The organism is Pseudomonas sp. C5pp, assembly GCF_000814065.1.
In the GTDB taxonomy this organism is placed as follows: Bacteria; Pseudomonadota; Gammaproteobacteria; order Pseudomonadales; family Pseudomonadaceae; genus Aquipseudomonas; species Aquipseudomonas asiatica.
The window spans coordinates 22,783-49,191 of sequence record NZ_JWLN01000017.1 but is presented as its reverse complement, the minus strand read 5'-3'; the positions used below and the strand labels follow the sequence as shown (position 1 = coordinate 49,191).

The 26,409-nt window shown below is 56.1% G+C and carries 31 protein-coding genes; 8 read left to right on the top strand and 23 right to left on the bottom strand.

Annotated features, from left to right (window positions below; translation table 11 throughout):
* Positions 1-2: 2 nt before the first annotated feature.
* From RR51_RS15605 to RR51_RS15565, 10 genes are all read right to left on the bottom strand, one after another.
* Positions 3-566 carry a S26 family signal peptidase gene (locus RR51_RS15605; RefSeq protein ID WP_023662240.1) on the bottom strand — a complete coding sequence of 188 codons (564 nt, stop codon included), beginning with the start codon at positions 564-566 and terminating at the stop codon, positions 3-5.
* A 4-nt stretch (positions 567-570) separates the two neighbouring features.
* Positions 571-1,032 carry a hypothetical protein gene (locus RR51_RS15600; protein ID WP_023662241.1) on the bottom strand — a complete coding sequence of 154 codons (462 nt, stop codon included), beginning with the start codon at positions 1,030-1,032 and terminating at the stop codon, positions 571-573.
* 153 nt (positions 1,033-1,185) lie between these two features.
* Positions 1,186-3,618, bottom strand: a complete 2,433-nt coding sequence (gene traC, locus RR51_RS15595) for a type IV secretion system protein TraC (protein WP_023662242.1) — start codon at positions 3,616-3,618, stop codon at positions 1,186-1,188.
* Between the two features lie 113 nt (positions 3,619-3,731).
* Positions 3,732-4,073 (bottom strand): TraA family conjugative transfer protein, encoded by a 342-nt coding sequence (gene traA / locus RR51_RS15590; RefSeq protein ID WP_039614012.1) that lies wholly within the window; start codon positions 4,071-4,073, stop codon positions 3,732-3,734.
* Between the two features lie 19 nt (positions 4,074-4,092).
* Positions 4,093-4,701: a type IV conjugative transfer system lipoprotein TraV gene (gene traV, locus RR51_RS29335; RefSeq protein WP_081259067.1), complete on the bottom strand. Its 609-nt coding sequence runs from the start codon at positions 4,699-4,701 to the stop codon at positions 4,093-4,095.
* Between the two features lie 14 nt (positions 4,702-4,715).
* The gene (locus tag RR51_RS15585; protein ID WP_039614011.1) at positions 4,716-5,915 is read right to left on the bottom strand and encodes a TraB/VirB10 family protein; all 1,200 of its coding nucleotides are present in this window, start codon (positions 5,913-5,915) and stop codon (positions 4,716-4,718) included.
* 2 nt (positions 5,916-5,917) lie between these two features.
* Positions 5,918-6,763, bottom strand: a complete 846-nt coding sequence (locus RR51_RS15580) for a TraK domain-containing protein (protein WP_023662244.1) — start codon at positions 6,761-6,763, stop codon at positions 5,918-5,920.
* Complete coding sequence (locus RR51_RS15575) at positions 6,760-7,392, bottom strand: TraE/TraK family type IV conjugative transfer system protein (RefSeq protein WP_016486959.1); 633 nt, start codon at positions 7,390-7,392, stop codon at positions 6,760-6,762. The genes RR51_RS15580 and RR51_RS15575 overlap by 4 nt, the downstream gene beginning before the upstream one ends.
* A gap of 58 nt (positions 7,393-7,450) precedes the next feature.
* Positions 7,451-7,735: a type IV conjugative transfer system protein TraL gene (gene traL / locus RR51_RS15570; protein WP_016486958.1), complete on the bottom strand. Its 285-nt coding sequence runs from the start codon at positions 7,733-7,735 to the stop codon at positions 7,451-7,453.
* The gene (locus RR51_RS15565; RefSeq protein WP_023662245.1) at positions 7,732-8,343 is read right to left on the bottom strand and encodes an OmpA family protein; all 612 of its coding nucleotides are present in this window, start codon (positions 8,341-8,343) and stop codon (positions 7,732-7,734) included. Before RR51_RS15565 ends, traL begins: the two co-directional genes overlap by 4 nt.
* Positions 8,344-8,565: 222 nt before the next feature.
* On the opposite strand from RR51_RS15565, the gene RR51_RS28540 reads away from it, so the two are divergent.
* From RR51_RS28540 to RR51_RS15545, 4 genes are all read left to right on the top strand, one after another.
* Positions 8,566-9,444, top strand: coding sequence for a hypothetical protein (locus RR51_RS28540; RefSeq protein ID WP_023662246.1), 879 nt, complete (start codon positions 8,566-8,568; stop codon positions 9,442-9,444).
* A 65-nt stretch (positions 9,445-9,509) separates the two neighbouring features.
* Positions 9,510-11,270, top strand: coding sequence for a type IV secretory system conjugative DNA transfer family protein (locus RR51_RS15555; protein WP_039614010.1), 1,761 nt, complete (start codon positions 9,510-9,512; stop codon positions 11,268-11,270).
* Positions 11,263-12,537 carry a hypothetical protein gene (locus RR51_RS15550; protein ID WP_023662248.1) on the top strand — a complete coding sequence of 425 codons (1,275 nt, stop codon included), beginning with the start codon at positions 11,263-11,265 and terminating at the stop codon, positions 12,535-12,537. Before RR51_RS15555 ends, RR51_RS15550 begins: the two co-directional genes overlap by 8 nt.
* Positions 12,538-12,548: 11 nt before the next feature.
* Positions 12,549-13,454 (top strand): hypothetical protein, encoded by a 906-nt coding sequence (locus RR51_RS15545; RefSeq protein WP_016486953.1) that lies wholly within the window; start codon positions 12,549-12,551, stop codon positions 13,452-13,454.
* 90 nt (positions 13,455-13,544) lie between these two features.
* On the opposite strand, the gene RR51_RS30515 is transcribed toward RR51_RS15545, so the two are convergent.
* The 4 genes from RR51_RS30515 to ligA form a co-directional block, all read right to left on the bottom strand.
* Positions 13,545-14,018 carry a hypothetical protein gene (locus tag RR51_RS30515; RefSeq protein WP_128637251.1) on the bottom strand — a complete coding sequence of 158 codons (474 nt, stop codon included), beginning with the start codon at positions 14,016-14,018 and terminating at the stop codon, positions 13,545-13,547.
* Between the two features lie 308 nt (positions 14,019-14,326).
* On the bottom strand, positions 14,327-14,827 hold the full coding sequence (locus tag RR51_RS15540) for a YcbK family protein (RefSeq protein WP_223817438.1): 501 nt from the start codon (positions 14,825-14,827) through the stop codon (positions 14,327-14,329).
* Positions 14,828-15,022: 195 nt separating this feature from the next.
* Positions 15,023-16,090 (bottom strand): toprim domain-containing protein, encoded by a 1,068-nt coding sequence (locus tag RR51_RS15535; protein ID WP_023662249.1) that lies wholly within the window; start codon positions 16,088-16,090, stop codon positions 15,023-15,025.
* 60 nt (positions 16,091-16,150) lie between these two features.
* The gene (gene ligA / locus RR51_RS15530; protein ID WP_039614009.1) at positions 16,151-18,157 is read right to left on the bottom strand and encodes an NAD-dependent DNA ligase LigA; all 2,007 of its coding nucleotides are present in this window, start codon (positions 18,155-18,157) and stop codon (positions 16,151-16,153) included.
* A 120-nt stretch (positions 18,158-18,277) separates the two neighbouring features.
* Here ligA and RR51_RS15525 point away from each other — a divergent pair, with 120 nt between their 5' ends.
* Both RR51_RS15525 and RR51_RS15520 read left to right on the top strand, forming a co-directional pair.
* Positions 18,278-19,174 (top strand): recombination-associated protein RdgC, encoded by an 897-nt coding sequence (locus tag RR51_RS15525; RefSeq protein WP_023662251.1) that lies wholly within the window; start codon positions 18,278-18,280, stop codon positions 19,172-19,174.
* An 80-nt stretch (positions 19,175-19,254) separates the two neighbouring features.
* Positions 19,255-19,635, top strand: coding sequence for a hypothetical protein (locus tag RR51_RS15520; RefSeq protein WP_023662252.1), 381 nt, complete (start codon positions 19,255-19,257; stop codon positions 19,633-19,635).
* 41 nt (positions 19,636-19,676) lie between these two features.
* Here the strand turns inward: RR51_RS15520 and RR51_RS15515 are convergent, their stop codons facing one another.
* Genes RR51_RS15515 through RR51_RS15495 form a run of 5 tightly spaced genes read right to left on the bottom strand, consistent with a single transcriptional unit; the run spans position 19,677 to position 23,358 of the window.
* Entirely contained in the window at positions 19,677-20,072 is a 396-nt protein-coding gene (locus RR51_RS15515; protein WP_023662253.1) for a hypothetical protein, read from the bottom strand.
* A 41-nt stretch (positions 20,073-20,113) separates the two neighbouring features.
* A complete protein-coding gene (gene trbC, locus RR51_RS15510) occupies positions 20,114-20,845 on the bottom strand; it encodes a type-F conjugative transfer system pilin assembly protein TrbC (protein ID WP_023662254.1) in 732 nt (243 codons plus the stop codon).
* Positions 20,793-21,830 carry a TraU family protein gene (locus RR51_RS15505; RefSeq protein ID WP_016486945.1) on the bottom strand — a complete coding sequence of 346 codons (1,038 nt, stop codon included), beginning with the start codon at positions 21,828-21,830 and terminating at the stop codon, positions 20,793-20,795. The genes trbC and RR51_RS15505 overlap by 53 nt, the downstream gene beginning before the upstream one ends.
* Positions 21,827-22,525 carry a type-F conjugative transfer system protein TraW gene (gene traW / locus RR51_RS15500; RefSeq protein ID WP_023662255.1) on the bottom strand — a complete coding sequence of 233 codons (699 nt, stop codon included), beginning with the start codon at positions 22,523-22,525 and terminating at the stop codon, positions 21,827-21,829. Before traW ends, RR51_RS15505 begins: the two co-directional genes overlap by 4 nt.
* Before the next feature lie 35 nt (positions 22,526-22,560).
* The gene (locus tag RR51_RS15495) at positions 22,561-23,358 is read right to left on the bottom strand and encodes a DsbC family protein (protein WP_016486943.1); all 798 of its coding nucleotides are present in this window, start codon (positions 23,356-23,358) and stop codon (positions 22,561-22,563) included.
* 109 nt (positions 23,359-23,467) lie between these two features.
* Between RR51_RS15495 and RR51_RS15490 the strand changes: the two genes are divergently transcribed.
* Positions 23,468-24,184 (top strand): hypothetical protein, encoded by a 717-nt coding sequence (locus RR51_RS15490; RefSeq protein WP_039614008.1) that lies wholly within the window; start codon positions 23,468-23,470, stop codon positions 24,182-24,184.
* A 78-nt stretch (positions 24,185-24,262) separates the two neighbouring features.
* Here RR51_RS15490 and RR51_RS15485 read toward each other — a convergent pair whose 3' ends face one another.
* The 4 genes from RR51_RS15485 to RR51_RS15470 all read right to left on the bottom strand — a co-directional run bounded on the left by RR51_RS15485 (position 24,263) and on the right by RR51_RS15470 (position 25,445).
* Positions 24,263-24,526 (bottom strand): hypothetical protein, encoded by a 264-nt coding sequence (locus RR51_RS15485; protein WP_023662257.1) that lies wholly within the window; start codon positions 24,524-24,526, stop codon positions 24,263-24,265.
* Between the two features lie 34 nt (positions 24,527-24,560).
* Positions 24,561-24,785 carry a hypothetical protein gene (locus RR51_RS15480; protein ID WP_023662258.1) on the bottom strand — a complete coding sequence of 75 codons (225 nt, stop codon included), beginning with the start codon at positions 24,783-24,785 and terminating at the stop codon, positions 24,561-24,563.
* Positions 24,786-24,921: 136 nt separating this feature from the next.
* Positions 24,922-25,170, bottom strand: coding sequence for a hypothetical protein (locus RR51_RS15475; RefSeq protein WP_031325018.1), 249 nt, complete (start codon positions 25,168-25,170; stop codon positions 24,922-24,924).
* 11 nt (positions 25,171-25,181) lie between these two features.
* The gene (locus RR51_RS15470; RefSeq protein ID WP_023662259.1) at positions 25,182-25,445 is read right to left on the bottom strand and encodes a hypothetical protein; all 264 of its coding nucleotides are present in this window, start codon (positions 25,443-25,445) and stop codon (positions 25,182-25,184) included.
* A 204-nt stretch (positions 25,446-25,649) separates the two neighbouring features.
* Between RR51_RS15470 and RR51_RS15465 the strand changes: the two genes are divergently transcribed.
* Entirely contained in the window at positions 25,650-26,381 is a 732-nt protein-coding gene (locus RR51_RS15465) for a hypothetical protein (protein ID WP_023662260.1), read from the top strand.
* Positions 26,382-26,409 lie beyond the last annotated feature (28 nt).

Here is a 26,409-nt window from a genome sequence, read left to right as displayed (position 1 = left end):
CATCAGATGATGGGCCCTACCCTGCCAATGATCAGCTTCTCATCAAGAAAGCCCCAGTAACGACCGTCGTAGCTCCGAGGCTCTGTTCCGATGACAAGAATCTTGCCCGCCGGCACCGTCATGACTCGATCCAAATCGCCAGGCTTTTTGCCCAGTTTCTCGATGAGGTCCAGCTCACCGATCAAGCGATCACCGATGTAAGCGACGTTATTCTTCACGACCAGTTTATCGCCCGGGAGTCCAGCAACCATTTTTCCGACGGTCTTCCCTTCAAAGTGTTCGCCCATAAGGCCATCCTTTGGCACGAACGCTACAAAATCGCCACGCTTCAGGTCAGCAGGCCGGCCGTAAGTGATCATGTAAAGGCGCCAGGGCAAGCAGCGGACTGACGCAAGGTCAACGCCAATCCGGTAGTCCTGGCGAAATGTCGTAACCGCTGCAATAGCGACGATGAAAGCTGCTGCGATACCAAGGATCGAATTTCGGAGAAAGCGGAGACGTGGTTTGTCCGTTCGCAAGGTTTTGAATGGGGAGACTAGTCGAGTCGCCAGTGCTTTAGCGCGCATGAGATCACTCCAGCTCAAGGCCGAGGTGTTGGGCAACCTGATCGGTTACGTTCAACCCTGCAGGGGCATTGAGGGCTACCGAGGAGTTGATGACCAGTACCCCTGAATCGGTGTATGCCTTCAGCACATTCTGAAGGTCAGTCACAAATGTGAGACCGTCTGCCTGCGCTTGCTCGGGGCTCATTCCGGCCTTATCGAGCGTTCGCTTCATCTGCGCATTGGCGAGTTTTGTGCCGTCCACCAGCACTACCTGGGCGCCAGAGTTGATGTTCTGTCCGGCGTAGTGATAGGCCATAAAGCTGGTAAAGCCGGATACAGCGAGAGCCACGACGGCGCATGTCAGAAAGGAAACACCACCAGGTGATTGCTGGGTTTTACTAACACTCGCTGGCTTCGTCCTCACCTGGTCGTCATCAGGGCGGATTTGTTCCCCGGGTTGTTGTTGGCTGTCCGCGGTATCAGTCATCTCGGCGTTTCCTAGTAGCGATGTAAAGAGGCAGCGCTCAGCGCGCAGTTGTTCGTGGAAGCATAACACGTAGCATTACGACAGCAGTATTGTTTAAGACAACAAAAAGCCCGGCTGATGACCGGGCTGTGAGCAGGCGTTATCTGCTGCCTACTAGGCTGCTGAGCTCTGGCGAGCCATGAAGTTATTGACGGCCTCTACCGCATCAATGCCACGGTCAAGATCGTCGAGGATCTCGTTACGAGCTGCGCCTTTCGAGGAGAACGTCACGTTGTGGAATTCATCTACAACAAGGCGCACGATGCCCCAGTCGGTTTCGCTACGCTTGACCATGATCTCGCTGTACTTGCCGGGCATGGTGTGCACCGTCTTCAGCATGTGAGCCCCGTAAGGTTCGATCTTGAACTGCTTGCTGTCGATAGCAGAGTCAATCGACTCAGATTTTTGCTGCAGGATGAACTGCCAGGCCGAGTTTGCGGCGATAGCCTCGGTGTTTTTCGACGCATAGACATCGCCGATAGCCTGCGTGACCACCAGCACCGCCCCGTCTTCTTTCCGCGCTTTACGGTATGCGGCGACCATTGCCTTGGCCATCATTGGGTCGTCGAGCATCTCCCAGGCCTCATCGACAATCAGGATTTTTTTCCGGCCCCGCTCGCCCAGTTGAGCTTTGTACATGTCATGGTTGATACGCGAGATCAGCTGCAGCAACACCACCTGTTGAAGCGCTGGGCGCCCTTTCAGGTCGCTCAGCTCCATGCAGATGAACGCATTGCTCATATCCAGGTTGTTCTCGCCATCGAACCACTTGGTGTATTGGCCGCCGGCGAACGGGAACAGCTGGCGCCCCAGTCGCAGGCACTCTGGGTCGTCTGACTGGTTGATGAACCAATCAGCGACGGTGGTAATGTTTGCGCGGTTGCCGAACTTCTCCCAGGTACTGGTGATGGCCTGTTCAACTCGGGACAGCTGGTAGTCGTCAAGCGTGTCCTCGGGGGCGGCCATCTTGGCGATGGTGGCTTTGAGGATATCCATTTCTTCGTGCAGGTCTTCAACGTGCGTGAAGGGGTTCAGACACACATCCGAGTCAGGCTTGAACTCGATGAATTCACCGCCAACCATCTTGCACAGCTTGAGGTAACTTCGGCCGGCGTCAATCACCCACAGCTTGGCGCCAGCAGCGAGGTAATCCGCGGCGATTTTTTGTGTGAAGAACGACTTGCCAGCACCAGCCTCAGCAAAAATGATCCCGCTGTAGTTGGTGTTCGATTCATACAGATCAACCAGAGCCGGCTGGCCGCGGCGGGTGAGCATGAGCATTGCGCCGGCCATTCCGCTGCCAGTCCACTCACCGAGTATCGGGAGGAACTGGCAGGCATGTCGCACTGCCATCGTGTGGAAACGATAGAGGTTCTTGACCCCTTCCTTTGTTGTATTCAGAGGCAGCAGGTTGTTCCAGAGAGCTTCCAAAATGCGCCGGTCTTCCCGGAGCTCGAAAGCCAGAGACGTGTAGTAGGCCTGCAGGCCCGCGGACAGCTTGTTCAGGCGCTGCTTGTCACGCGAGAAGAGGAAAATCGTGAAGTTCACCTCAACGATGATCGCGCCTTTGCCGTCGATCTCGTGGATTAGAGTGTCGATACCTTTTTTCTTGTAGCTGAGGATGGGTATCAGGTGTGCTGTCGGCCCAAAGACCTGGTGGTTGATGATTGAGGACGTTTGCTTGACTTCGTCCTTCTTCACGACCTGATCCGGATAGTGGATGGTCAACACCATGTAGTACGGCTCGGTGATCTGGTTCGAGAGTCCGTTGGGATCGCCGATCATGTGGTTCATGATCGCGAGGCTGGTGCGCTGCGGGAAGTGTTTAACGCTCAGCGCTTTCGCGTAGTGAGTGCCGTCATTGAAATTGATGGTCGACGGATCATCGTAATTGATGGAGTCGCCTGGGTAATAGATCTGATCCTTGATCAGTTGCTCTTCGTCGTAGTGTGACCGGGGAGAGTCCCACAGGTTTGTGAGGATCCGCATGAGCACCAGATAACCTACAGCATCGAGCTGGAACAGGTTAAGCGACGCTGCCTTGAGAGCCTCTGTGACCCGGTCGGCCGATTCTTTCGTGGCCGCGATGTCAGCATCGTCTGGGCGATCGTTACGGCACGGGAATTTGACCGTAACGATAATGCGCTGACGGTTGAGCATCACACCGCTGCGCTGGACCAGCGGGACATCGACTCCGCCACTAATCAGATTCGCATGCTGGCGTGAGAGTGCCTTGAGGATCGGGTTGAGCGCAGGTTTGCTGTTCAGATATGCATCGATGTATTCGCCGACATCGGGGCTCTCAAGCATCGCAATCTGAATGTAGGTGCCTGGAGCAAAGCTCATGCTCAGAGCAGACTGGAGCTTGTCAACAGTCGAAGCGCTGGCGCCTGTCAGGGCGTCGGAAACAAAACATGCCCCGAGATAATGTTCATTACCGTCGGAGCAAAAGAAGATTTTGGAGTCGGGATCAATCGCCCGAACATTGAGTTTTTCTTGAGGGGTAGATTTTCTGTCCCCTTTGAGCGTCGCTTTCGAGGCTGCCATTTCACTGTTCGCCATAATTGGTGGTTGAGTAGGCTTGGAAGGCCTGGAGGGCAACCCGCAGGCAGAGCCAGTTGAAAAAGGCGCACTAGCGACCTAGTGCGCCTTGAGGGGCGTTACAGCGTTGCGGTGAAGATGTTCGTCAGCACGCCTGGGCCAACGCTTGCGGAGAGCGCTACAGCTACCCCGGTCACAACGGCCATGACCGATTGCTTGACCACGCCGATTGCCAGGCCGGTACCCAGAGCGCCGAGAGCAAAGACCTTACCGAGGGAGCCGGTCATCCAGCCGTCGAGACTGGTAACGATCTCGTTGAAGGTGGAGTCGGCGCCTGCGGTCACGTCGGCGGCCACAGCCAGGCCGATAACAGCCATGCTCAGCAGTGCACGCTTGTCGATTTTCTTGAATGGAGCAGCTGCTACTGCGGTGGTCTCGATTTGTGCGATTTGTGCGGTCATTGTGTAGCTCCCAGTGTTATCAGTTCAGATTGATGTCAGTTGTGGATGGGATTGCGGACGACGAAACTTGCGGTCCGTAATTGGTTGGTTCTGCAGCAACGTTTTCCGGTTTAGGGGCTGGAACGTTAACTGGTGGTACAGCGGTTAACTCAAGATGTGGAACCACCATGCCTTGGCCGGAATATTCGGACTTACCAAACGACCAGGTGCGTGGCTGGATCTCGGTGAAGAGATAGGACGGAAAGTGCAAATCGTCTTTACTGTCGATCCAGGGAGCGATCCAGATCCGCATAACCTGGGCCGGAACTCGAACCGGACGGGCAAGATCTGCAACAACTGGCCCTGGCACACCGTTCGACACCTTGAGGTTATGCTCAGAGCCGGCAGTCTTTCCCATATTGTCACCGTACTTTACGCTCGGTGCCTTTTGACCAATTGGCATATCGCTGTCTGTCAGCGCGGGACTTTGTTCAGTAGACTTGTAAACAGCCATTGGCGACTTACAGATGATGCCTTGCGGCATGCCTGGGCACGAGAACTCGTCTTCACCGGCGGTATTCAGCCAGGACGAACAGCCACTCAGAAGAGCAATAGGCAACAGCGCTGCGGCTAATGCTGAACGTTTCATATGATTACCTTTCATCATTTCAGTTCGATCCCTTTCACCAGCATGACCGTAACTTTTCGGCCGGCGTCGATTTCAACAACCGGTGTCATTTCGCGAGCCATCTCCATATAGAATTTGGCGATCTCGTTCGCGGAAGTAGAGAAGCCTTTAGCAACACCAGTTTGCAGAATGGTCGAAGCGTCAGCGCTTTGTGTTTGAGTCGTGCTGCTATCACTCAGGCTCAATTGAGGGATTGTTTGCGGGGTCATACCTTGAGCCAGGCCGGAGAGGCCGCCGGCGACCAAAGTCTTGGCAATCATTTGGCCCTGCTTCGATACGAGACGGCCACGCATACCTACACGCCCGTCTTCGCCAACGATGTAACCTTCCATCTTTCCTTCAATGATCTTGCCGTCCTTGCGTACGCAGGAGAACGTTTCGGTCCGGAGCATGGCGCGTTCGCTGGAGAGAACGCCGTAGCCTGAAGCCAGCGCAAAGCATTCTTTGACGTCGACGTTGTACTTGTTAGGAAGCACTGCGTCAGACTTGATGCGCATAGTTGTTGGCACAGGGTTCTTCTGCGTCGTGGAACTGGTCGGAGCATCCATACCGTTCAGCAGCACCGCTTCGAAGAACGAGCCGGCAGGCATTGCTGGAGTTGGCTTCTCTGCCTGCTTTGGGGCCTCGCTACGTGTAGTTTGCGTGCCACCGGTGATTCGCAGAGTTGCTACTTTCGGCTTCGCCTCCTGCACGGCTTCAGCAGTGCCAGTGGCACTTTCATAACCAGGCAATGCGCCATTCAGAGCTGGAGCTGCACTAGTCTTGCCCTGCTCCAGCTTTTCCAGTCGATCACTCACGCGCTTCAGCTCGCGAAGCGTGTCCTGAGTCACTGGGTCTGGTTTCTGCATACGCTGCTGTTCTTCGAGTGCACGTAGCCGATCATCCCTGCGATCCTGATCCATCTGCTTGATCGATCTGCCGAACTCATCGAGCCGTTTGTTCTGTGCAGCCATCAAAGCCATGAGTTGCTCGGGAGTATTGTTATCCCCGCGAGGCAACAGCAGTTTTGTATCGGACGTCGTGCTGGCTTTCGTGTTGGCCTTAGGTTTGTCGTTGCCGACAATTACCGTGCCGACAATCATCAGAAAACTGAAAAGGCCGGCAATGGCGACGATGGTTCGCATACGCGGACTGAGTTCGTTCCACTTTTCCTTCAACTGGTCATTAATCGCCATGTTTAGTTCCTCGTTGCCGACTTATCAGAGACGATGAATACGTCAGTGGTCATGCCGGCACGAAGAGTGGCGGTTGGGAAGAATGAAACGGCCCGGACGCCTTCGCTGTAGAAAGTGCCCTCGTCAAGGTCAACGTCAGTTTTAGAGGTTCCTTGCAGACTATAACGATAGATATCGTATTCTGGCCCGGAGTAGCGGACTTTCGGGTAAGCAATTACATTGCCGATGTTAGCTGCCGATGCCGGCAGCAAACCTTCGCTGAAACCTTCAGGGGTTTTTCCGAGGGCTGCTTCACGGAGCACATAGCGGATAGTGTCGGTGTAATTGTTGCTGTCGGGAGCGTGGTTTTCAGACCCATGACCACCAGGCTCTGCCATTGGCTTGTCCAGCTGCAACGTAATCGTCTGCTGCGGAAGTTCCTTTGGAATCAGGGTCAAGGAAATAACTGGGTCATTTGGATTGGAGCCGGTCACGTAAAGTGCGACTGGCTTATCCTTGGTTTTCATCGTCGCATAAAGAGATTGGCCGATCTGGGAGATATCCAAATCGTCAGGTTGTTGGTCTACAGCTTTAGGTAAAGCGAACGGTGTGGAAATACGGTTCGGCAAGATGTTCGAAACGTAGATAACTTCGTTCCGGTCTGAGCTCACGCGAACAACCTGGGTGCGCGAATCTGAGTCGGCACCGGGCATCACGCCCAAGCCTGGAAGTGGCTGCGCTTCGACAGGTTTGACACGTTTTGCGGCTGTAGGAACAGGCGGTAGCTTGACTTCCGCCATCCCATCAGCCCATGAGATGGATGCATGGATGGTGGCCAGCACGACTAAAGCAATGGCTGAGCGTTTCACTGAAGCGCCTCCTTGGTAGGTTCTGCTGGCTTAGGTGGGTGAGACTGAAGCCACTTGAGTGTTTTGGGGTTGTTGCCCGGATAGTGGTTAAAGCCCTCAATCCATGGGCGGCCTGCGCGCATCTCGATGACGTACTCGACCACCTGGTAGTCCTGCTTCGGCCTGCCAACTGCGCTGCGCGTTTCCATCGAGCCGAGAATGAAGACCTTCTTCGTGTCCTTCTCGTAGCTGATGTCCGTGGGGGTCCAGGACACGGAGCCGGCATTCGTTGCGAATACGGGATCGTTGGCCAGCACAAACATCTGCTTGCGAACGTCCGCGTAGATCTTCGGATCAACGAAGGCGCTCACGGAGTCGGCGATGAAGTTCACGTTCTTCGGCGTGACGTTGCCCATCAGCGTTGAGGCATAGAGGCCAAAGGACTTGAGGTACTCGTCGTCCGCGTTGTTCCAGCCCACTTTCACCGCCTTGTCCAGGGTTGGTGGAACTAAGCGGGTTGTTTCGTGCTGCCCCATTTGGTTGATGGAAAGCAGCGCAACTGCTACCGAAAGGCCTACGTTCGACAAGATCAGGAAGCTGGTGAGACTTTTCAGCCCCTCCATCGTTTTCTGCATGGACTTGATTTTCATTGCGGCCCCTGTGCGTTACTTGATACATAACGCGTACGAATAAAAGCATGTTAAAGCATTAGTAGAAGTAGTCGCGCTTCAAGGAATCGTCGTAGTGCTTGTTCAGCGGCATAACGCCTGCCCAGTAGCAAAGGTGGCGAAGAACACCATCCAGCGCACCGCTTTTGAACCGCTTGAACCGCTTCACTGCATACCAGCCGCCAGCGAGGGAAGCGATCGTTGCCCAGCCCCCTAGCGCGATGCCTGCGCCCAGGCAGCCAATGAAGATCACCGCTTCATCGATCTCCCAGAAGAGTAATTGCGTCTGGCTGTCTACGTAGCGCGGGATATCGATCTCTTTCACAGAGACTTCTCCGCAGCTTTCACGATGTCGACCTCAACCCGACGGTTCAACGAACTGTCGGAATTCGAAACTGGGTCGCGCTTGCCCCGGCCGTAAACCTTGATGCTTTGCTTCTTAACACCTTGCCGGATCAGGTAGCGCGCAGCTTCGATTGCCCGGCTCTCGGACAGGTGCTGGTTGTAAATCGCCTCACCCACTTCGTCCGCATAACCGATCAGGGTAATGGTGCTACCGATGCGGAGAGCGTCAGCGATCACGTTTGTCAGCGGCCACCAACCGGTTGGTTTGGTTTTGTCGAAGTCGAAATAGAGCGTGGTCCGTGTGTGACGTGCTTCCTCGGCGATCCTTGCATCCTCTGCATCGAGCAGAGCCTCTTCTGCCGGCATCAGAGCGCGAGGCTTAGCTGGCTCAGTCACGGTCCAGATTGGGCGTTCGGCTTTCTGCTGGGTGTCACGAATAGATTCAACGAGCGCGTGACCTGCATGCGCGGGTTCAATCGCAACGCCGTAGCTATCGGGAACCACTACCTGTCGCACATCAACGGCACCTGCGGTGCTTGCTGAGAGCGCAAGCGATGCAAGCAGAATGGCTCTGTTCAAGGTGTTCATAGGATACTCGTTGGTTTTGATTGCGAAATAACACGTAGCGATAATACAGTCAGGATGCTTTTTGTTGCAACAGTCTGTTGTGGCGCCTAAAATATAGTGACGTGTTACGTATTGCAATCGCTTTTGATGCGTTAGACGTCTAACCCGCCCCACCTTATCAGCAGCTGTGCTTCATACCTCTGCATTAGGTATTCCCTCTTTGCAGAGTCGTAGGAGTCAAAAATGCAAACCAGAACAGAAGCAGCATCCCACCAAAGTCAGGCCAACGGCGATTCGCTGTGGGTCGGCCAGGGCCAAGCCGCGGCTTCTATCGGCCTGGAGGTGTGGAAAAAGGTAGAGGTAACCGACCCTGATGAGACCAAGTCATTCAACAAGGGGGGGTTCCAAGGGACCGCGATTGCACCCATCTACCAGGTCAAACGTGCCACTGAGGCCTTCGGGCCGATTGGTCTTGGCTGGGGTGTCGAGCTGATCAGCGAAGCGTACATCGACGGGAAGCCGTTCGTAGTGGATGGCCAAGTAGTTGGCAAAGAGGTCATTCACAAAGTCTACGTAGAGCTGTGGTATCTGCAGCACGGTTTCCGCGGCTCAGTGAAGCAGTTCGGAGCGACCGTCTACATCACCCGAGATGCCTTCGGAATCATCTCTAGTGATGAGGACCACGCCAAGAAGAGCTTTACGGACGCGACCTCGAAATGCCTGTCGTTGCTCGGCTTCAGTGCTGATGTCTTCACTGGCAAGTTTGATGACTCGAAATACGTCGAAGGCCTGCGGGCGGACAAGCAGCAAGGACAGGCAAGCGATGCAACTGCAGGTACGACCACCCCGGACGGGGCTGGCCAGTCGGACACCCAGGAGCAGGCAACTTCGCAACCTCCCGAGAAGACTCGGTATCAGAAGTACAAGGACCAACTGACACATATTGAACAAACGGGTCAGACCGTGAAAGACGTTCGTGGTACGCGGGAAGTCATCGCGCAGGACAAGCTCCTGTCGCAGATGGAAATCCAAACGCTCTTGCAATCGCCACTGTTGCGCTTACCAGCAGATGAGCATGACCAAGCCAATGCGCAGACTGATAAGTCGAGCGTGTTTCTCTAACCCCCACAACCCGAGTGCCTCACGGCGCCCGGGTTTTTTTTGTGCGTAGCTAAAGGCTCACCTCCATGAGTATGGATCAGATACTTCGCTCGAAAATTGGCGGCTTCAAAGACACTCTGGCACTGAGCTCGATCGGTGCTGGAGGTCTTTTGACATCGCCTTTCTTCAGCTCAGTGCCGGCCACCCTCGCCCTCGCCATGGGCGCTGCGGGTGCGGCATACATGGGCAACCGTGTCTTTGATTTCTGGAAAAACCAGCTCCTCCTTGAGTCGAAGATCAATATCCGTTCGGCTACCGACCTGGCGAACGGTGATGGCTTGCTGCTTGGCTTCACCACTGACACAGGCCAGCCTGTACGTGTCCCTGATGAAGACTTCATGCGACATGGTTTTATCCTGGGCCAGTCGGGCGTCGGTAAAACTGTCTTGGGTAAGCTGATGATGTTCCAGCAGATCCAGCGTGGCGGAGGTCTGACGTTCATCGACGGCAAGATGAACGCGGACGACATTCAAACGATCTACCAATACTGTTGCTGGGCGGGCCGCGAGCAGGACCTTTTGATCCTTAACCCGGGCAACCCATCGCTCAGTAACACCTACAACCCAATTCTGCGTGGTGACCCTGATGAGGTCGCCGCTCGCATCCTGTCGATCATCCCGTCCACCGAAAATAACCCTGGCGCTGACCACTACAAACAGTCGGCGAACCAAGGCATCACTACCCTCGTAGCGGCAATGCAAGCTGCAGGCCTCGCCTACAACTTCATCGACTTCACCATCCTGTTGATGAACCACAAAGCGATCGAGGAGCTGGAAACACTGCTGAAGAAGTCCCAGCCACACAACCCAGCCACCAAAAACCTTTCCCTGTTCCTTGAGCAGTACAAGGTTGGTGGAAAGCCGGGCATGGAGAACATGGTCGACATCAAGCGGATGAAGGAGACCTTCGGTGGTCTTGGCGGCCGGATGTACATGTTCGGTACGGGAAAATTCGGTGATGTGATGAACACCTATGCCCCGGAGATCGATCTGTTCGAAGCTATTCGGGCGAAGAAGATCATCTATGTCGCGCTCCCAACGATGGGTAAAAACGAAGCTGCCGCCAACTTCGGCAAAATGTTCCTCGGTGACATGCGGACGGCCATCTCATGGATCCAGGCGCTGCCAGAAGAAGAGCGCCCTAACCCCCCGCATTTCAATTTCATGGATGAGCTGGGTAGCTACGCTGTTCAATCCTTGGCTCGTCCCTTCGAGCAGGGGCGAAGCGCACAGATGGCGCTGTTCCCTGCCGCCCAGACCTTGGCCAACCTGGATGTGGTTTCCCCTGACTTCAAAGAGATGGTCATCGGTAACACCTGGACCAAGATCTTTTTCAAGATCGGTACTCAGGCGACAGCCGTCGAGTGTGCAGACCTGATCGGTATGAAGATCGGCGTCACGAAGTCATTGAGTGGCACACAGAATGAGAGCAGCAGCACGCCGCTTCTCAATGTGGCACCAGAGGGTGGCACCGGGGCCGCCGCGGGCATGTCGATCGGCGAGCGTGAGCAAGAGGAATACAAAGTCTCGCCGGATGACCTCAAAGCGCTCGGCAAGGGCGAATGCATCATCCAGTACGGCGGCGATCAGATCTTCAACGTTCGGGTACCGATGATCAGCATCGACCGGAAGCTGCAGAAGGAAATCGGCCCCATCCGAATTAATCACTTCCGCAGGGCGCCCGTGAAGGGCGCAGATTTCTTCAAGAACAGCGACAAGTACCTCGGTGGCAGCGGTCTGCCCACTGGCGGGCGGAAAAAACCACAGGAGCAGTTGAGAGATGAATAGCCTCACGTCAAAGGGCGGTGATGTTGTGCCCGGGCATACCCTTGTGCTCGATGAACATTCCGAAGGTCAGGGGCAACTGATCAGGGCGGTGATTCGGAGTCGAATTACTGCCGGCGCTGCCGTCTTCGTGGTTGGGGCGTCGATCGACGAATCACTGCTGGCAACCATGATCAGCGCCAGCACAGCCGTTGGCCGGGGTGCCGATCTACTCATCGTAAACCCTAGCAGTCCGGCGTTGAGCCACACCTACAATCCGGTGCTGCACACTGCTCCAACCAAGGTTGCCAGCCATGTCTTGAATTTCCTCGCGGATAAGGACGCGACGGGCGCATACAGTTCAGCTCCAAGTGCAGCGCTCGTTCGAGCGATTGTGTCCTCGCTGCAGCTTGCTGGCCTGCCCTACTCGTACCTTGATCTCGGCATGTTCGTGATGAAGCCAGACGCTATCGAAGCGCTGGAGGAGTATATGGCCTCGGCATTCCCCCATTCAGTTCAGCTGGGAGCCCTTCAGCAGGCCTGCAAAGCTTTCCAGGACGCAGCCGGTGATATCTGTGTGGAAAAGCTGAAAGGAAGCTTCTCGGGGCTCGCTGGGAGCTTGTGCATGCTCGGCGCCGGTAGAGCGGGTGAAGTGTTCAACAGCTATCACCCAGACGTGGTGCTACATGGGGCTCTGGTAACGCGGAAGATCGTGTATCTCGCAATTCCCTACATTGGCCGAGGCCGAGCTGCGTCAAACCTTCGCCGCATTGTGATCTCGAATTTGGCGGATGCCGTAGCGCGTTCGATTGGTGAGCCTTCCGATCCCACTGCGCTGGCGGTGTTCACTGATCCTGGTGGTTGCAATGACCCCAGCATCGAGCAGTTGCTCTCGCCAGAGACTGAACAGGTATTGAGCGTTTGGGTTGCGGCTGGGTCGCTTGACGATCTTGGGCGTGAGTCTTTGGACCTTCGCGAGGCTTGTCTGAGCCGGGCGCGCAACGTGGTGCTTTTTAAACCCCAATCCGATGCGACGGCACAGGTCTACTCCCAGCTGTTGGCGACTGAATCGGAACAGGTCCAGAGCGAGGGGAAACTGATTCAAAAACTGAGCTCGATGAGCAGCACTGACTACGCAATTGTTTCCGGTGAAAACCAGGTTATTTGGGCACATGTAGCTGCCCCGGGCGAAGAGAGGGTCACCACCAGTGCGGACATCAGAAGGCCTACCAGACGCCTGCATGCCCGGGTAGCCGGCGCAGACCAATTCACGCAAACAGTTCCGGTTTAAGGGTGGGGCCAATGAACGAATTCACTGATATGCAACTGGGCAACGAGGAAGAAAATGATGTCTTCGGATCTGAGCTTCTATCTGACGATTCTGGCGGTCTTTCTGATCCTAGCGATGTTCGTAACTGGCTTGAGAGCTTTGATAGCGCCAATCTTTTCGAAGGTCTTGACGCCTTCGATCTTGATGGCGCTGCAGACGACGCTCAAGTGGATTTTCTGGGGGCTGACGAAACTGTGGTCGAGTCATATCCTTTTGCTGAAGAACTTGGGCTCGCCGCACTCAATAATCTATCCAACACTGGAGCGCAAAGACGAAAACTGAGGAAGGATGAGCTGCGCCGGCTTGATGAGGAGGATTTCGAGGATGGGGTTGCGCGCCTTGCTTTCCGCATCATCAAGGCCAACGTCGAGGCCTTGTTCGCGAAAAAGCTTCCAACCGAGGTGTATGTCACTGCGGCGCAGTGGGTATTTGGACCGACCCTTGGAGACTGGGCATTTGACAAGTGCTGTGAAGTGCTCGGCGCTCGCAAGGATGTCATCCGCTTGCGGATCCACTACGAATTCTGGCTACGCTGGTATGTGTTCCCGGTCGAGTTCCCTTTCATGATCGACCCCGTGCCCGAAGCTGTTGCAGATGAGATCTTCATTCTGGCCGGTAATGAGGGGTTCGATCTTGCTCGGGTAGCATGGGGGCAGCCCGGCATCCGATCTGCAGAGCTCCTGGCTCAGGCGTCCCAGGGCAATGTCACTGAGGCCTATCGTTCGGCTCTGGAGAGACTTTGTGATCGGTACATGCTGAGTCAGCAGAATGATTGTTGGTACCTCACTGGCCGTAACCCAGCACTGAGGGCCGTGGACCTGGCTCTGTTGCCACACAAGCCCTTGGTTAACCAGATCTCCTGGTCCAGCATGTTCTAAGCAGGCTCATGGCAACCAGGCTCTCCTTTGAGCGAGAGCCTGGTGATATTGCACTCCACTTGGCCACATGTCTCCAAATCAGTAACCTGGCTATTGAAGAGGCAGCGCGTAACCTAAGAACACCGCATTGCACCCCTTAGCTCTAGTGCTGAGTGTTGCTTCACCCATGTTGCAAGGCTCATCACCTTTGTAAATTCTGACTCCATGGGGAATCGGGCTCTTTGAGAGATAACCAATGCTCTCCATTGATCCATTTTTATGGTTGGAATCCGGGCTGACCATTTTGTTATTTACTGTGTCGTTTCCCGCGAAAACCTCTATGTAATTAGCGGCAGGAGTGGCGCTTGCGTCGTCGATCGTATATCCAATTTTTTTAGTGGCACATCCCTTATGCTTTTCATACGTTGTGACTTCGCCGTTATTGCAGGGAGCATCTCCAACATAGAGCAGAGTTTTTCTGTCTGACTCAGTCAACTCACTCGCATCTTTGGCAGCAACGCCAGCGGTAATGCTTGAAAACAATACAAACGATAAAGCTGCACTTGCCATTTTGAGGCTTATCATTGCATTTCTCCAAATAAATTATGAGCCGGCTTTCTAGTCTAAATATCAGCGCTACGCGCTAATTACGATAGTTGAAGGGGGAGACTTCTGCTGGTCGGCCGCCACTGGCGAGCCGCTAAATCGGGGCGCTGCTACCTTAACTGCAACCCTTCCAGCGCCTGCTGGCGTATCTCGTGTCAACGGTTCTGCAAACCCGGTCACAGGGACTATCCACTTAGTCAAGCAGCAGACTGAAAAGCATGGCGGTCAAATCGAATTCAAACAGGTGGTCAGGTCAGGTCAGTGCAATCACCCACCTGGGGACTTCCCTACCCCCGCCAGACCCTCAAATTTCCGTCGTCAACATGGATGAAGCCCTGGCCTGGGTACACACCCACACCGCCACCCTCAAGGTATAGGGCTAGTCGTCGGAGGTAGTCTACCGGGACGCCTGGCACCGTCAGATCGCAGGCGCCACCTCTTAGGTGGGCTGAGTGTTTTTTGCCACCCACTTTCTGGTTGGTCGACTCTTCGCGATACCCTGAAAGTACAATGATGGGTTTCGTGATTCCGTGGATTTTGAACCAGCCTTGAATCCCAGCGAGAATGTCCAAAAGCACAGGCGACATTTGCACTGCTCTGCCGGTGTGAACATCACGCATGAGCCGGCACACGGGGTCATAGCCGGACCAAATGAGTCTGCCGTTCCAATAGACCTTGTCGACCTCTTCCCATTGCCCGGGTTTGACCTCACGCTTCAGCCAGAGGCGTCTCGGCTGATCCCAGAAGGTGCTGGCGCTTGAGAGCAGTGGTGTTGAGGTGGCGGCCAAGCCGAGGGCATAGTGCAGGAATGATCGACGGTCCAAGGCAGAGCTCCACTAACAGTGAAGCGGAGTTTATCACTGCGCATATCGTATGTGTACGTGTTGAGAATTTACAGATTATGCTAGAGCTGCCTTCGAGTCGCCTCACTGATCACTACACTGCGAGCATAAAAAAACCCGGCATGAGCCGGGTTTGGTGGGTTAGTTTAAGAGCCCTCGCATGTGCTTGAGCTGCTCGTTTAAATCGCCGACCCTGTTGGGTGGATTGAAGGTTCCAAGCTTGACTTCCAGGGCCTCTAGCACTGGCTTGAGGTTCTCCGCGGCCTTGAAGCCTGGTTTGTCAGGATCCAGAGCCTGAAGCACGTTTTTCTTGGCCATCATGTTGAACCAATCAGGTTCCCAGTTCTCGCATCCAGGTAGCGCGAAGATGGTACGTTTGGAGCCCATTTCGACTGCAGACAACATGTCGATCGGCCCTTCTACGATCATGAACTCACTATCAGAGCCTTCCCAAATCCAAGGAGATTTCCCGCCATAGCGCATGGCCTTCTTCTCCCCTTCTTTGGGCTCACGCATGAGCCGGAACTCTGCAGCACAGTGCGATTGCGACCGGAACCACAATGGGCGAAATGCACAGGCTGGCGCCTTCTTTTCGGGGTTCCACAGACCCGCTTTCACCATCAGTTCCTGCCCTGCGACTTCGGTTAAGAACTCCTTGGCCTCCATAGGGTTGTTTGGGATGGTGATCAGGATGCCTCGGTTGCAAGCCTCACGGGCCACTCCCTCGGAAATCCCACGGCCAGCAAAGTACTTGAGAGCGTCTTTCGACGGATATGTGCGAGCTTCTGCTACGCGTTGCAATACGAGCGCGAGTGCACTGTCATCACGTTGGATAGCGTCCATAGGCTTGGGTGGAATGTAGTGCTTGAGCAGTTCCACATCGGCGCCCATTAGGTCCAGGCCAGCTTCACGGTGGGACTTCTCCCAGTAAAAAGCTGCTGCAGCGACTACATCACCTTGTTCGCCGCACGAGTAACACAGCCACCCACCGTTCTTCACGCTGACTTTCACCGAGTGAATGGAAGAAGCTCCACACCCGGGGTTTGGACAGATGTTGTATCGAATTGCACCTGCTGATGGTCTCGCTCTCGCACCGAGCATGTGCTCGAAGAACCAGTCGAGCGGGACATTATCTCGCACATACTCAAAGTCGACTTCATAGGCGACTCCATTAGCATCGCGCTTGTAGGGTCCATTAGTTACTGACATTTTCTGGTTCTCCAGATGAAATCTTAATGCTCTGTGATGCTTTACGCCGGCCTGTAATCCTCACCCAGCGACAGTGGCCAGCAGCCGGGCTTCATCCCAGACGCCAATGTCTAGATCCCGGGCAGCTTCGAGTTTCGAGCCCGCTGCTTCGCCAGCAACGACAAAGCTGGTTTTGCTGGAGACCTTGCTGGAAACCTTGCCTCCTGCCCCTTCGACCAGGGCCTTGGCAGCCTCTCTGCTCAGGGTGGGGAAAGTGCCGGTGAGGACGACGATCATCCCCTTCAATGAGGCGCCACCGATGGCAGTGAAGTCATTGGGTGTGGTGATCAACGCAAGTCGGTCCGCCTCAGCACCGAGTGTCGAATCCTCAAAGAATCGGGTGATGTTGGTGGCGGTACCGTCCCCCACATCGGCGGTGGCCAGCAGTTGCGCGTACGTCGCGGCCCGGAATGCTGACCAGGACCCGAACTGCGCCGCCAGCGCTTTACTTGTGGCTTCGCCCACGCCCTCGATCCCCAGCGAGAAGATGAAACGTGGGAGGTCGGGCGACATCGAGCCTTCAATGCCCGCGATGAGGTTTTTTGCGGAGACCGGCCCAAAACCGGGCAGCGCTGCGACGGCCTTGTCGTTCAGGCTGTACAAATCAGATGGCATGCTGATCAGGCCGGCGGAGATCAGGGTTGAGACCGACTTGTCGCCCAGGTTGTCGATGTTCATCCCCAGTCGAGATGCGAAATGAGCGAGTTTGCCCTGCTTCTGTGCTGGACATTTGATTCCACCAGGGCAATGCAGCTCCACGGCGCCCTGCAGGCGCACCAGATGACTACCACACGAAGGGCACGCCGACGGCATCAAATAGCGGGAGAGGAATTCATCGCCGGCCGAGGGCACTGTACGGACTATCTCCGGTACCACATCCCCCGCTCGACGAACGATGACCTTACTACCTACCATGATGCCCTTGGCCTCGATCTGATCGGCGTTATGGAGGGTGGCACTGGAGACAACGACGCCACCGACTCGCACTGGCTTGATCTTCGCCACGGGGGTAGCAGGACCAGTCCGGCCGATCTGCACCACGATGTCTTCGACGACGGAGACGGCTTCTTCTGCCGGATACTTGAACGCGATGGCGAACCGTGGTGTTCGATTGTTCCAACCCAGCTGCTCTTGGTCAGCAAGGGAGTTGACCTTGAAGACGACGCCGTCGATAGCGACCGGGAGGTTGGAGCGATTCGAACCTACCTCATCGAAGAATGCCTTGATGCCTTCCCAGCCACGGACAACGGCCGTTTCCGGTGCAACGCTAAAGCCGAGAGTCCTCAGGCCTTCGATGATCTCCGATTGTTTGGTTGCCTTGAACGCAGCCGTGCCGTCGAGCTCCTGGGCACCATAGGCGTAGAACGACAGACGCCTGGAGGCAGTTACCTTCGGGTCTAGCTGGCGCATGCTGCCGACTGCGCCGTTGCGGGGGTTAGCCAGTGGTTTCAGGCCCATGCTCTTGAGGCGTTCGTTCACGATTTCAAAATCGCGATTCAACATCACGACTTCGCCACGTACCTCAAGGTCGATGGGCGTAGGAAGCCTCAGCGGCAAATTCAGAATGGTTTTGGCCTGTGCTGTCACGTCCTCGCCGGTCGTACCATCACCTCGCGTGACTGCGCGAACAAAGACCCCTGCCACGTAGCGAGTCGACAGCGCCAGGCCGTCGTACTTGAGCTCCGCGGTCATCTCGATATCCGCCGGCTGTGAGAGCTCGTCCACTACAGCGCTTGCGAATGCCCTGGCCTCCTCCTCGTCCATGGCGTCTTTGAGCGACAGCATCGGCACATCGTGTTGAGCTTGCTCGAAATCATCGAGTACCCCACCGCCGACCCGCTGCGTCGGAGAGTCTGGGGCAGCGAGAGCTGGGTGCGCTGCTTCCAGTTGCTCCAGTTCACGAAACAGGAGGTTGTATTCCCCGTCCGGGATCAGGGGGGCATCGAGTCGGTGGTACGCATCCATGTGTTCAGCGACCTCTGCGCGGAGTTGAAGAACGCGTTGCTCAACCTGGGCGAATTCAGACATGGTTTTTCCACTGGCAGGATAGGTGTGTGCATGATAATAAATCTGACAGTATTATGCGTACATGTTTATTTCGCGCACCAAATCGTGCTGGTAGCAAGCCGGCCAGGAGTGAGTTGCATCATGTTCTCGAACCTTCACCTCTACCGGATTACCGAACCCTGGAGCTTGGCGCCTGCCGAACTTGCGAAGCGCCTGGAAAAAAGGGCATTCACGCCCTGCGCAGGCAGTGTCACCAAAACTCAGGGGTGGGTAGAACCGCGAGTAGGGGGCGGCCTTGTGCTGGAGGTGCAGAAGCAGATACTTCTGACACTGTGCTTTGAAGAGAAGAAAATCCCCGAGCCGGTGTTGCAGCGACACGTGGCAAAGAAGGCTGCGAAGATGCTTTCCGAAAAGGGCTACAAGCCAAGCCGAGACCAGCTCAAGGCCATGAAGGAAGAGGCGTTTATCGAACTTCTGCCCAGGGCATTCGAGGCACAGAGCACGGAGAAGGTATGGATCGACACTGCGGCCGGCCTGATCGGCATTGACTGCAGCTCACCGGCGAAAGCCGATGATGTCGTTACTCAAATCCATGATGCGATTGGCATACCCGCATCGCTGATCCGAACAGCGATGGACCCCTCCTCAGCGATGGCCACCTGGTTGATGAACAACGAGTCTCCCGACGAATTCACGGTCGACCGCGAGGTCAACCTGCAGGGGCTGGACCTTGAAAAATCCAAGGTCGGCTACGCCTCGATCAGCCTGGAGCGCGAAGAGATCCGACAGCACTTGCTCGAAGGTCGGCGCCCCGTACGGCTGGCCATGACATTCAATGAAGAGGTGTCCTTCATCCTGACCGACAAGTCGACCCTCAAGCGCATCGTATTCCTGGAGAGCGTGAACAAAGAAATTCCCGATGAGGAGGATGAAGAAGCTGCCTTTGGCGCGATGTTCGTGACTTACGTCGGCGTGCTGTCAAAGCTCGTGCCCGCACTCATGGAAGCTCTGGGCGGTGAGGAGTCCGCACAAGGGTAATCAGATTTGTAGTCGCGTGATGTGCATTACCGGGTACTAGGCGAACGCAAGGCTTAGCCACTCACCCCGGGAGAATGACCATGAAACTGACTATCGATACCGATGTTTGCAAACGCAAAGTTCAAGCTCTGTCGCTTGAGCTCGCTCTGTTCATCAGCGCGTGCTGCAATCGCTTGAAACTGATCGTTGAGATTGCTGTGATGCTGGCTAAGGCCGGTTATTTCAGGATGTTCTTTTCGCAGATCTACACCACCAGCAACATCGATGTAGACGGCTTCCGTAACGTGTTCGAGCTCGAAGGGTATCCCAGCGTCACGCCTGGCCATGTGCGTTTGCACTATCGCCAGACGGTAAACGGTCACGAGAAGGCTCGCACCAGCATGCTGGTTACTGTGCAGGAATGGGATGCAGTGGCCCGCCGTGTGGCATTCGGTTCTGGGCGCTTGGCTCAAGCTGATTAACGTTTTACAGCACCCGGCCTCACCTGAGGCCGGGTTTTTTATTACTCGCCGTACAGCGCGTCCCACGCCTCTTGGACTGCTTCGTCCGAGGCGTCGCTGAGCTCATCCAGGCTGACGTCCGCATACCCGCTGGCATGCAGCAGAGCGTCGGCGTCTGACGGTGAAAGCCCTCGGCAGATTCTGTGAATTTCTTCGCACCGGCCATAGTTCCACGCCTCATAAACCTGCGCGTTCCAGGTGATGCCCTTTTCGACGTGCTCGACCAGGTCGCGGGTCATGACATAGCGCCCCTGGAAGTAGATGCAGGAATTCAACGCGCAAGCTGATAGTTCGCCCGGGCCTTCTCCCCGACGCTTCGCAATCTCCAAATCAGCCCAGGAACTCAGGTTGAGTTTGAAGCCTGGCTCCCAAGCAATGGTGGTCAGTTCGGTTTGCATAGTTTCTCCCGAAGCCCGGCGTGATGCCGGGCTCGATCATGTCAGTGGACGGTGCCAGGGGCTTGTTGTTTGTAGATCTTCTGCAACCTGGCCTCAGCAAGCTTCGCGATCTCAGGCTGCGCACGGAGGCGGATGGTATCCAGGGCCAGCATGGCGCTGATGTCGCCGGTGATCGACGTGAAGGTGGCATCTGGTGAGCAGCCATCGTCCAGAACGGACTCTGCTTCTGCAGAAGCCACAACGAACGTAGGTACCGATTCGACTTTGAAGGCCTTGAACAGATTGGGGTTGATCTCCCACGGCACGCCGGCCTTATTCACTTCCAGCGCAGCCTGTTTGGTCTGCATCTGGGAGCCGTTCTTGAACCCTCTCACGACCATGACGGCACCGGTTTCGCGGGCTTGTTGCGCCAGTCGCTCAAGCTTGTCCTTGGGCATCGAGAACGACACGAAGATGATGAAGTCGTTCGCGCCATGGCCACCCTTGTTCCCGTCCTTGGCAGCGTTGAATCGCGCAATGACGTCGTCGAGCGACTCGGTTTTGGTGGGAGGTGGCGCGTCGATGACCGGTACAGTGGCCTTGAACGTGCCCGCCTTCACTGGGTCAATCTTCCCGTTCAGAGCGGCACTACGAGATGCCGCCTGCTCCTGCATGATCTTCTGGATAGCTTCGTTGGAAGGCATTTCCAGCTGCTGGGACACGGCAGGCCCGGCGAAGAGGCTAGTTGCTAAGAGTAGCGCCGCCGCAGCAGTCGCGTTTACGGAAAATGCCATAGCCAAAGTCCTTGTATCCTGGGAGAGGGAACTCAGTGTTCGATTCGGTCAAAATGGTCGACCGCCCGATAGGGGAGCAGCACTTGCCTGCGATTTTTGCGGTCTCAGGCTTGGGGTAGAGGCGAGTCAGCTTGTACTGCCGCTTGTCCATGATGATCTGCGGGTAGTAGCCGCACATGGCGTCACCCCCCATTGCTGCCCATTGGGTGCCAGCAGCGTGCAGTTTTGCGAGGATGCGCGTGGTTTGCAGCCTGGCGGTTTGCTCCATGCTCAGGTGGGCCTCGTTACGGCCGGTCAACGGGTACATGTGGCCGTACGAGCCGGCGGCCCAGAAGATCGTCGACAGCGGGAAGCCTGCAGACGCTGCAACGGCATCGGCGGACATGGCCCCGATCGCCAGCATGCTCCCGAAGGGGAACGCGTAGGGGGTCAGGATGCCGGCGAGCTCGTCATCGTTGTGGGTGGGGTCCGCGAACGACATCCAGGGCACGTCGATACCGCGGTTGTCCATGCACGTGTCATCCAGGATGGCGCCCATCACATACATGGCCGGGTTGATATAGAAGTTGACCTGCATGAACGAGTCGCGGGTGCTGCCGATGCCGCTGCTCTGATCGTCAGAGATGTAGCCGAAGGCATCTGCGTTCACGCCTACGTTGACCTTCACCCCACCAAGCAAGGGGAAGCATCCCGGTACCGTGGTAACGTCGGTCATCATGTCGAACTCCCAGAACGAGGTGGGAATGCCGACCTTGGGCGGGTTGTCGCACGTGCAGAATGCGCTTTTGTTGCCACTGTCGAAGTCTTCCTGGCCATCGGAGATGAGCTCCGTCGAACCGAAAAGCTTGATCGGGAACATGCAGGACCAGCAGACGTCCGAGATCAGGTTCGGGAATTTACCGGTGCACACGCCTTCTTCAGCAGAGCTGACCGTACTGAGCAGGGTCGTTGCGACAAAGCCCAGGGCCATAAGCAGTTTTTTCATAGCTTCAACTCCTCGATCTGGAGTTCCCTACCCTTTTGGGTCAGGACCGCGGGAACGCGCTCGATCCCGAATTTCTTCGTGAGAATGCCCATCTGGTCGAAGTAGACCGGGCGCCCCCACTCCCGATCGAGCTTCAGGAACGAACCTGCGACCAGTACAACTTTGTCCCGGGGGTGCTCGTCGGTACGCTTCTTGGCGTACTGCAGCTGCTTGGGATCGCGGGCGTCGATGAAGATGATCGCTTTGCTCAGGGTGATGTGGTCCAGCGGATTGATGCGAGTGCCCGCCGGCACCAGGATGTTGCCCAAATGGTCTTTGACGGTTTCAGGGTACGTGTAGGTCGGGTCGTACATCCTGATCTGTGGCTCAACGACGGGGCCAATGCCGGGTAATGGCTTGGGGTTTTCGGCTCCGGCCAACTGCTTGTCGCGGTAGTCGTTCCAGAACTTGTCGAGTTCGCCTTTCTTGTCCATCGCTCTCAACCGACCTTGGATCATGTCGATTGCATCCTGCTCCTGGATCTCCCAGGTGTTTCCGTACTTGCCGAGCTCTTCGGCATGAAGGGTGGATGACGCGAGGTAGAGGGCGGTAAAGAAAGCGGATACGCATAAGCGGCGTAGCTTCATCACAACTCCAATGAGAATGCCCAGCCCGGGGCTCTTGATGATCGGGTGATCAAAAACCAACGTGGCCATCGAAATGGCCACGTGGAGAAGACTGTCGGAGGGGATCAGGAGCCGCCGTTGAGCCAGGCTTCCAGACGTTCGGCCGATACCAGGCCCGGCATTTTCCGCCCGTCTTCGCTCACCATCGCAGGGGTGCCCTGGAAGCCGATGCTTTCGGCCAGCGCGATATTGCGCTCGATTGGGTTGTCGCAATTCTTCGCTGGCGGCTGGGTCCCTTGCGCCAACGCTTCCCATGCAGCAGCACGCCCAGCTTCAGGCAGGCACCAGACCGATTCAGCTTTGGCACGAGCCTGTGGGTGCAGCGACTCCAGCGGATACATGAAGGTGTAAATGGTCACGTTGTCCAACTTGCTGAGGACCTCGGTTTCCAGCTTCTTGCAGTACGGGCAATCCGGGTCGGAGAACAGGTAGAGCTTCCGGGAGCCATCGCCCTTCACGCGGGTGAACGCATCGGCCAGCGGAAACTTCGAGACGTCGATTTTTTCGGCGGCAGCACGCTTGGGCGCCGTCAGGTCCTTGCGGGTCTGCATGTCGTAGATGCTGCCGAACATCAGGTAGCGACCGGAGGAATCGGTGTAGGCAATGTTCTTGCCCATGGTGATCTCGTAGATGCCGTCGATCGGCGCTCGCTCCACGTTGGTGAAGTTGGTGGAGGGGTATTTGCTCTTGAGCGTGTTGATCACGGTCATGATCTCGATGTCAGCGGCAGCTGCTGGCGCTGCAACTGCTGCTGGAGCGGCTGCTGCAGGGGCCTGAGCCGCCTCTGCTGCGGGCGCAGGGGCCTGGGCGAATGCAGCCAGCGAGCAACTGGCGAGAGCGATAGCAACAGCGAGCTTTTTCATCGTCAACCTCAGAATTGGAAATGATGCAGATAGATTATGTGTACGTGTGAACATATACTAACAATACCGTCAACGCGTGACTATACGCAGCCAGTATTAAATGAGAGTTATGGAAACCGTACAGCCGCCATCTCACCCGTTGCAGCAGCTGCACCAGGCCTATCGCGTCATCAACGAGCGCTTCTTTTCTGGGGCATTGCCTGGCTGTGAAATCAGATTTTCGACACGGCTAGGATCCGATGGCCACTATCGGCCTGGCGCTCTTCCGAGTGGTGAGCTCTGCCCGGCCCTCGACCTGATCGCTATTGGGGCGCACCTATCGAGCAGCAAGATGATCGAATCGCTGGCGCATCAAGCCTGTCATCAGTATCGCCAGCATGCCGGGCAGCCCCCGCGGCGGGCATATCACGACCAGGTCTGGGCCGATAAGATGGTTGAAATCGGCCTGCAACCGTCCAGTACCGGTCTGCCGGGTGGTCGAATGACCGGGCAAAAGGTGTCGCACTACCTGGTTGAGAACGGGGGAATGAGTCTCCTCATTCGTGAGCTGCTCGATCAAGGTCTGGATATCACACTCGCTGCAGCGGTCGGTCCGGGCGGCGGGCGCCGAGGTGCGAGAAAACAAGCCTGGGCACGAACGAAATACACGTGCGCGGGCTGCAAAAAATCTGTCCTTGGTGGTGACCAGTACGACCTGGTGTGTGGTGATTGCCAGCTGCCTCTAGCGCCAGAACTCGCCTCTGGAGGGGGCCTCGAAAGCGAAACGCCCTCGACGGGTGGACTGCTACATCCTGCGCCCGGTTCCCGGACCCAGTCGGCGGCATAAAAAAACCCTCGAACCATTGGTTCGAGGGTGTCGGTGTAGCAGTTAAGCTGTGCTGGTGAGTCGCAAGAACTCGGCCGACTACGTGCGCCGAGGTGCCTCCGTTACGTTGTCTGCCGGAACTGGAATGCCGTAGTGCTCGGCATCGTGATACAGCGTCGAGTTGGGGTTGAGGAACGACAGATCATCTACGACCCAGCGACCACCATTGCTCCCCCCTACGAGGTAACAGCATTTGGTGCCGGCAGGTACGTCAACCTGGTAAACGGTGCGGCCTACCTTGAATTCGACTGAAGCGGCGTTGATGGTCTTGCCCAGTTTTGCGACAGGGGTGCGGGTGCTCATGTGTATCTCCTGAAAGGCGTTTTTTGCTGGCAGATCAATAGGTGAACAAGTCACCCGCCGAACCATTGCCGTTGTTGAACTTCGTACCGCGAGGCACCTCGAACCAGCTGTAGCCGTTGTAAACCTCTAACTTCCCGTCACACACACGGGCTTTGAAGTAGCGCTCACCCAGCTGCGGGTGGTAGGCGTAGATACCCGCCCCCTTCAACAGGTGATCCTGAATCTTGTTGCGTGCTTGAACTGCGGTGAGAGTGGCCATCGCCTGCTCCATACATGTGAGGTGCCGGGGCACCGTGCCGCCATCAGGCGTTGAACTTGCCTAGGGAGATGCGTTTCATGCCCGCGTAAATCCACAAGAAAAAACCCGGCGCTTGGCCGGGTTGGATGGAGCGTTTTTAAGCGTGTAGCTGGTAGCTACCCGTTACCTTGGTGCCGCGCATGGCGCTGTAGTAATTGACGCGTTCGATAAAGGGGATGGCCTTCAACGCGGTTGAACAGAAGCCATGCGTTGAACGAATGGTTTCCAGCGTGTCTCCGGTTGATAGCTCCCAGAGGAAGATGGTGCCCCCATTGGCATGAACTGCTGCTTTGCGGGTGATCTGGGCGCCTTTCATCAATCGCGAGGCTTCGATGATGGGATGCATACCGCCACCCGTCACTTAGCTTTTGCGTTGGCGACGAACGATTCGAGCTCCTTGACGGTCGACCCGAAATTAACCTTCTCGCACAGCACTTCGATCTCTTGGGTTGACAGAGGGGTGAGCTGACCGGCGTTGCTTGCGATATCAAGCAGGCCGGGGGCTGCAGACGCACCACTCCGGAGAAACTCCTGGTAGTGGCGAAGTGCAGCGAGCATCGTACCTTGCTCACGGTCACCGACCAGAACTGCAGTTTGAGTTGCTTGGATTTTCTGGGACATGCTGATCTCCTGGATGAAGCAGGTCTTGCGATGACCTGGTCCATGGAGATGTTGAGCATCGAGCAATAAAGTGGAGGGAGGTATGAGTGGCAGCGGGTGAGAGCGGTGGAGACCGCGATCTCGACTAGGCCGGCGATCGGCCCGCGGGGCAAAGGCAAGCGTCAGTGCTTAAGTTAAGTAGGTGCCAAGAATCGAAACAGGACCATGGCTAAAGAAAAGCTGATCACCCGAATATCCGAGATCGCTGAATCACTCAACGAGCGCCAGCGTGCCTACCTCATTGTGGCGTATGACGAAGACCAGCGAGCCGAGGAAGTGAACTCTGGGCCAGGCTCCGCCCCAGCGAGTCAATGGCGGTGGCTGGAGTATGGTCCTGACGGACGGGTCCGAAAGATGACGTACGATGGCCCGTTACGATACGCACTCGCTGAAATGAAGCTGGTCGGTCATGGCGCCGGCTCAACGTGGCACTCCCTAGAAAACCGAGGATTGTTGAGCACGGATCACCGGCCGATAGGCATGGGCGACTTGCTCTCTCTATTTGTCAGGCTCACAACTGACGGCAGGAGGGTAGCCAGGGTGCTCAAAGGCCTGCCAATGCAGAAGCCTAAAATTGACGCGGCCAGCAAGCCGATGTCGCTTACTGCCCTGCGCATTCTGCACCAGGGACAACAGCAGCCCACTGAGTACCTCGATCCGTTCGAACCATGGATCGGGCGAAGCTACTATCCCCCTCCCCTGGTCGTGCTTGGCATCGCCCGTGGACTAGCGAACAAGGGGCTTCTGGTAGCTGATAGGCGAAAACTCAGCTTCAAAATCTCCGCTGCGGGCTTGGCTGTCGCGATCGAGGAGGCTGAAAACTGGAAGCCGTTCGCCCGGCCGGCATATGGTGAGCCAGGCTGGATCGAGGATGTATTGAGCAAAGTGCGGTCATAGCTTGCTAATGCCTGGCGCTGATCATTGG

What these genes read in the sequence shown, in the direction of transcription:
- RR51_RS15585 (WP_039614011.1), bottom strand. Translation starts at nt 5,915, where the DNA reads ATGGCGATTAATGACCAGTTGAAGGAAAAGTGGAACGAACTCAGTCCG.
- RR51_RS15485 (WP_023662257.1), bottom strand. Translation starts at nt 24,526, where the DNA reads ATGAGCACCCGCACCCCTGTCGCAAAACTGGGCAAGACCATCAACGCC.
- RR51_RS15605 (WP_023662240.1), bottom strand. Translation starts at nt 566, where the DNA reads ATGCGCGCTAAAGCACTGGCGACTCGACTAGTCTCCCCATTCAAAACC.
- RR51_RS15565 (WP_023662245.1), bottom strand. Translation starts at nt 8,343, where the DNA reads ATGAACACCTTGAACAGAGCCATTCTGCTTGCATCGCTTGCGCTCTCA.
- RR51_RS15525 (WP_023662251.1), top strand. Translation starts at nt 18,278, where the DNA reads ATGTTCTCGAACCTTCACCTCTACCGGATTACCGAACCCTGGAGCTTG.
- RR51_RS15515 (WP_023662253.1), bottom strand. Translation starts at nt 20,072, where the DNA reads ATGCAAACCGAACTGACCACCATTGCTTGGGAGCCAGGCTTCAAACTC.
- traA (WP_039614012.1), bottom strand. Translation starts at nt 4,073, where the DNA reads ATGACCGCACAAATCGCACAAATCGAGACCACCGCAGTAGCAGCTGCT.
- traW (WP_023662255.1), bottom strand. Translation starts at nt 22,525, where the DNA reads ATGGCCACGTTGGTTTTTGATCACCCGATCATCAAGAGCCCCGGGCTG.
- traV (WP_081259067.1), bottom strand. Translation starts at nt 4,701, where the DNA reads ATGAAACGTTCAGCATTAGCCGCAGCGCTGTTGCCTATTGCTCTTCTG.
- RR51_RS15495 (WP_016486943.1), bottom strand. Translation starts at nt 23,358, where the DNA reads ATGAAAAAGCTCGCTGTTGCTATCGCTCTCGCCAGTTGCTCGCTGGCT.
- RR51_RS28540 (WP_023662246.1), top strand. Translation starts at nt 8,566, where the DNA reads ATGCAAACCAGAACAGAAGCAGCATCCCACCAAAGTCAGGCCAACGGC.
- RR51_RS15480 (WP_023662258.1), bottom strand. Translation starts at nt 24,785, where the DNA reads ATGGCCACTCTCACCGCAGTTCAAGCACGCAACAAGATTCAGGATCAC.
- traC (WP_023662242.1), bottom strand. Translation starts at nt 3,618, where the DNA reads ATGGCAGCCTCGAAAGCGACGCTCAAAGGGGACAGAAAATCTACCCCT.
- RR51_RS15505 (WP_016486945.1), bottom strand. Translation starts at nt 21,830, where the DNA reads ATGAAAAAACTGCTTATGGCCCTGGGCTTTGTCGCAACGACCCTGCTC.
- RR51_RS15470 (WP_023662259.1), bottom strand. Translation starts at nt 25,445, where the DNA reads ATGTCCCAGAAAATCCAAGCAACTCAAACTGCAGTTCTGGTCGGTGAC.
- RR51_RS15535 (WP_023662249.1), bottom strand. Translation starts at nt 16,090, where the DNA reads ATGTCAGTAACTAATGGACCCTACAAGCGCGATGCTAATGGAGTCGCC.
- RR51_RS30515 (WP_128637251.1), bottom strand. Translation starts at nt 14,018, where the DNA reads ATGATAAGCCTCAAAATGGCAAGTGCAGCTTTATCGTTTGTATTGTTT.
- RR51_RS15490 (WP_039614008.1), top strand. Translation starts at nt 23,468, where the DNA reads ATGGAAACCGTACAGCCGCCATCTCACCCGTTGCAGCAGCTGCACCAG.
- RR51_RS15550 (WP_023662248.1), top strand. Translation starts at nt 11,263, where the DNA reads ATGAATAGCCTCACGTCAAAGGGCGGTGATGTTGTGCCCGGGCATACC.
- RR51_RS15465 (WP_023662260.1), top strand. Translation starts at nt 25,650, where the DNA reads ATGGCTAAAGAAAAGCTGATCACCCGAATATCCGAGATCGCTGAATCA.
- RR51_RS15575 (WP_016486959.1), bottom strand. Translation starts at nt 7,392, where the DNA reads ATGAAAATCAAGTCCATGCAGAAAACGATGGAGGGGCTGAAAAGTCTC.
- RR51_RS15555 (WP_039614010.1), top strand. Translation starts at nt 9,510, where the DNA reads ATGAGTATGGATCAGATACTTCGCTCGAAAATTGGCGGCTTCAAAGAC.
- RR51_RS15475 (WP_031325018.1), bottom strand. Translation starts at nt 25,170, where the DNA reads ATGCATCCCATCATCGAAGCCTCGCGATTGATGAAAGGCGCCCAGATC.
- RR51_RS15545 (WP_016486953.1), top strand. Translation starts at nt 12,549, where the DNA reads ATGAACGAATTCACTGATATGCAACTGGGCAACGAGGAAGAAAATGAT.
- ligA (WP_039614009.1), bottom strand. Translation starts at nt 18,157, where the DNA reads ATGTCTGAATTCGCCCAGGTTGAGCAACGCGTTCTTCAACTCCGCGCA.
- RR51_RS15600 (WP_023662241.1), bottom strand. Translation starts at nt 1,032, where the DNA reads ATGACTGATACCGCGGACAGCCAACAACAACCCGGGGAACAAATCCGC.
- RR51_RS15520 (WP_023662252.1), top strand. Translation starts at nt 19,255, where the DNA reads ATGAAACTGACTATCGATACCGATGTTTGCAAACGCAAAGTTCAAGCT.
- trbC (WP_023662254.1), bottom strand. Translation starts at nt 20,845, where the DNA reads ATGGCATTTTCCGTAAACGCGACTGCTGCGGCGGCGCTACTCTTAGCA.